Origin of the sequence: Intrasporangium sp. (assembly GCF_032907665.1) — a bacterium.
GTDB lineage: Bacteria > Actinomycetota > Actinomycetes > Actinomycetales > Dermatophilaceae > Intrasporangium.
Genome location: NZ_JAJJPG010000094.1, coordinates 7,982 through 11,994, shown reverse-complemented (window position 1 = coordinate 11,994; position 4,013 = coordinate 7,982). Strand labels below are relative to the sequence as shown.

General features: G+C 74.0%; 4 protein-coding genes. All 4 read left to right on the top strand.

Annotation, left to right across the window (positions count from 1 at the left end; genetic code table 11):
• A partial coding sequence (locus LOY02_RS13610) for a hypothetical protein (protein ID WP_317182901.1) occupies positions 1-1,064 on the top strand: 1,064 nt, incomplete at its 5' end.
• A gap of 23 nt (positions 1,065-1,087) precedes the next feature.
• Positions 1,088-1,705: a DUF4129 domain-containing protein gene (locus LOY02_RS13605; RefSeq protein WP_317182900.1), complete on the top strand. Its 618-nt coding sequence runs from the start codon at positions 1,088-1,090 to the stop codon at positions 1,703-1,705.
• 4 nt (positions 1,706-1,709) lie between these two features.
• Positions 1,710-2,927 (top strand): DUF4350 domain-containing protein, encoded by a 1,218-nt coding sequence (locus LOY02_RS13600; RefSeq protein WP_317182899.1) that lies wholly within the window; start codon positions 1,710-1,712, stop codon positions 2,925-2,927.
• The gene (locus LOY02_RS13595; RefSeq protein WP_317182898.1) at positions 2,924-3,973 is read left to right on the top strand and encodes a MoxR family ATPase; all 1,050 of its coding nucleotides are present in this window, start codon (positions 2,924-2,926) and stop codon (positions 3,971-3,973) included. The genes LOY02_RS13600 and LOY02_RS13595 overlap by 4 nt, the downstream gene beginning before the upstream one ends.
• The last annotated feature ends 40 nt before the right edge of the window (positions 3,974-4,013 follow it).

Below are 4,013 nucleotides of genomic sequence, written 5' to 3'. Positions count from 1 at the left end.
ACGGGGCACCGCCCCCAGCGCCGTCGAGCTATGGGGCGCCGCCGCCCCCCGGCTACGGGGCGCCGCCGCCCCCCGGCTACGGGGCGCCACCACCCCCGGGCTACCGGGCCCCGCCGCCGAGGATGGAGCATCGGCCCGGCATCATCCCGCTGCGTCCCCTCGCGCTCGGCGAGATCTGGGGCGGGGTCTTCGCCACGGTCCGGGGCAACCCGGCCGCCACGCTCGGCCTGGCCCTCCTGACCACTGCCGTCGCCCTCGTGCCGACGACCGCGCTCGCCATCTGGCTCGCCGGCCAGGACCTCGCGCTCGCCGAGATCATCGTCCTGGACTCCGACGTCGCCTCTGACCCCTACCTGACCGCCACGCTGGCGTCCTACGTCCCGGCCCTCGCGATGTGGGTCGTCTCGATCCTGCTCCCGCTCTTCGTCGCCCTCGTCGTCGGGCACGCCATCCAGGGACGCAAGGTCACCCTCGGTCAGACGTGGCAGCAGACGAAGGGACGCATCCTCACCGCCGTCGCGACGACCCTGCTCGTCCTCGCCATGTTCATCGCGCTCATCGCCGCCCTGATCCTGGCCCTGGTCCTGGTGTGGTCCATCGACTCGACCGGACTCGCAGCGACCGGCAGCGTCCTGGCGATCGTCGCAGCGACCGCGGGCGGGATCTACCTGTGGGTCAAGGTCGGTTTCGCCGTCTCCATCGTCGTGCTCGAGGGGGCGGGGGCACGGAGAGCGATCGGCCGCTCCTGGCAGCTGACGCGCCGGGGTCAGTTCTGGCGGATCTTCGGCATCCGGCTGCTCACGACGATCGTCGCCACCATCGCCGGGTCGATCGTGGCGACCCCGATCGCCCTCATCGCGCTCTTCGCGTCGGGGGATCCGGACGCGTCCGCCCTCCGGTGGGTGCTGCCCCTGACGCAGGCCGTCTCCGTCCTCGTGCAGGGCGTCCTCGTCACGCCGTTCGTCTCGGGGGTCGACTCGCTGCTCTACGTCGACCAGCGCATGCGCCGCGAGGGTCTCGACGTGCAGCTCATGCAGCAGCTCCACACGTCGCCGAGCACCTGACCGTGGGCTCCAGAGTGCTCGGTGTGCCGGTCGACCCGTCGGCCGAGGAGGCGCGTGAGTGGGTCCGGCGGGAACTCTCCGGACCCGAGTACGCCGATGATCGCAGCCTGCTCCAACGGATCCTCGACTGGATCGCCGAGACCGTCGCGGAGCTGCTGGCGCGGAGCAGCGGAGCACTCCCCGGCTGGGTCCTGCCCGTCGTCCTCGCCGCGATCGCCGCGCTCGTCACCCTGGTCCTCCTCGTCCGGGTGCGACGGGAGCCGGGAGCGGCAGGAGCGGGGGTCCACGGCGCTGTCCTCGACGAGCCCCACCTCGACGCGGCCGCCTACCGCGCCCGGGCTCGTGCCGCCCTCGACGCCGGGGACGCCGCGGCGGCCACCGCCGACTGGTTCCGCGCGATCGCCGCGGCCGCCGCCGAGCGGGCCGTGGTCGACGACAACCCGGGCCGCACGGCTCACGAGGTGAGCGTGGCCCTCGCAGCGATCTTCCCTGGGGAGGCCGACGCCCTCGCGCGGGCCGCGGACCACTTCGACGCCGTCCGCTACGGCAATGCGCAGGTCGACGCAGCGGTCGCTGGTGACGTCGCCGACCTCGACGCTCGCCTTGCCGCGGCCCGGCCCTTCCTCGAGCCGGTCGGGTGACGTCATGACGACGCAGCTCCCCACCGCGCCCCTCCCCCTCACGCCACGGCCTCGCCGCCGCTGGGGACTGGCCGCCCTGCTCGCCGTCGCGGCCGTGGTCGCGGTGGCGCTCCTCGCCCTCTCGACAGGAGGGCCTGCCGGGTCGGGCCGGCTCGCTGACCCCGAGAGCTCGCGTCGGCAGGGTGCACGCGCGATCGCTGAGGTCCTGCGCCAGCAAGGCGTCGACCTCGAGATCGTGCGCACCATCACCGACCTCGAGGCCGCCCGCGCGGACCGGACCACCGCCGTCGTCATCGGGTCGTTCGACCATCTCGGCGAGGCCGCAGCCGAGCGCGCGATCGGGCACGCCTCGACGGCGCGTCGCCTCGTCCTGCTCGAGCCGGGAGACCTGGCCCTGGCCGATCTCGGGGTCCCCCTCGCCACGGCCGGGGGAGTGAGGGGGTCGGTCACCGCCCGATGCACCTCGGACCTCGCCGACCCCGACGACCGACTGGACACGACCACGACGCTGTACCGGTCGTCCGGCTCCCTCGACGACAGGGGGCCGGCCCTGCCGAGCGGCGGCACCGGCTGCTTCGCGGACGACGACGGCTCGGCCGCCCTCGTCATCCTCCCGGCCGGGAGCAGCCGCCCCGAGACGGTCGTCCTCGGCTCGGCCAGCGCGCTGACGAATGCACAGGTCAGCGAGGCCTCCCACGCCGCCGTGGGCCTGCGAGTGCTGGGCGCCGTGCAACGCCTCGTCTGGTACCTGCCCAGCGTCACCGACCTCGACGTCCCGGATGCCAGCGGTGAGCATCGTCCCTCGGACCGAGGGGTGCCGGAGTGGTTCGCCCCGGGCGTCGTCCTTGTCGCCCTGGCCGTGGTCGTGCTCGCGCTCGCCAGAGGACGGCGGCTGGGCCGGATCGTCGCCGAGCCCCTCCCTGTGGTGGTGCGCGCCGTCGAGACGACCGAGGCCAGGGGGCGTCTCTACCGACGCGCCTCCGACCACGACCGCGCGTCCACGAGCCTCCGGGCCGGCGCACGGAGCCGAGTGTCGACCCGACTCGGGCTCCCTGCGTCGACGTCGACCACCGCCGTGGTCGCGGCCGTGGCCAGGGCGACCGGTCGTGCCTCCGAGGACGTCCGCGACGTGCTCTACGGCGCGGCACCCCAGAACGACACCGATCTCGTGCTGCTCGCCGAGCAGCTGGCCCAACTCGAGGAGGACGTGCGACGCGCATGACCGACAACACGAACCTGACCGGACCCCCCGGAGACATCGCCGGCCCGACGGGCTCGCCGCCATCCCCGGAGCCGCGGACCCAGACCACGGGGAACGGAGAGGGCGCGCTCGCGGCCCTCCTCGCTGTGCGCGCCGAGGTGGGCAAGGCCGTCGTGGGCCAGGACGCCGCGGTCACCGGCGCCATCGTCGCGCTCCTGACCCGCGGGCACATCCTGCTCGAAGGAGTTCCCGGCGTCGCCAAGACCCTCCTCGTCCGGGCGCTCGCGGCCGCGCTCGACGTCACGACCAGACGAGTCCAGTTCACCCCCGACCTCATGCCGGGCGACGTGACCGGCTCCCTCGTCCTCGACCCTCGGACCTCCGACTTCACCTTCCGCGAGGGACCGGTCTTCACGAACCTGCTGCTCGCGGACGAGATCAACCGCACGCCGCCCAAGACCCAGGCCGCGCTGCTCGAGGCCATGGAGGAGCGGCAGGTCAGCGTCGAGGGGGTGCCGCGAGCGCTCCCGCGTCCGTTCCTCGTCGCGGCCACGCAGAACCCGGTCGAGTACGAGGGCACCTATCCGCTGCCCGAGGCACAGCTCGACCGCTTCCTGCTCAAGGTCACCCTGCCGCTGCCCGCCCGCGAGGACGAGGTCGAGGTGCTGCGCCGGCATGCGGACGGCTTCGACCCGCGGGACCTCGCGGCTGCGGGGCTGACCGCGGTCGCCGGCCCCGCCGACCTCGCCGCCGGCGCCGCCGCAGTCCAGCGCGTCGATGTCTCGCCCGAGATCGCGGGCTACATCGTCGACATCGCTCGGGCGACGAGGAGCTCGCCGTCGCTGGCCCTGGGGGTGAGTCCGCGCGGTGCCACCGCCCTGCTCGCCACGAGCCGGGCGTGGGCCTGGCTCCACGGGCGGGCCTTCGTGACGCCTGACGACGTCAAGGCGATGTCGCACGCGACCCTCGCACACCGGCTCATGCTCCGCCCCGAGGCCGAGCTCGAGGGGGTCAGCGTGGCTGCGGTCCTCGAGAGCGCCCTCGGCTCCGTCGCGGTGCCACGGTGACAGGAAGGGTCATGCCTGCATTCGGGGCCACTCGACCCCA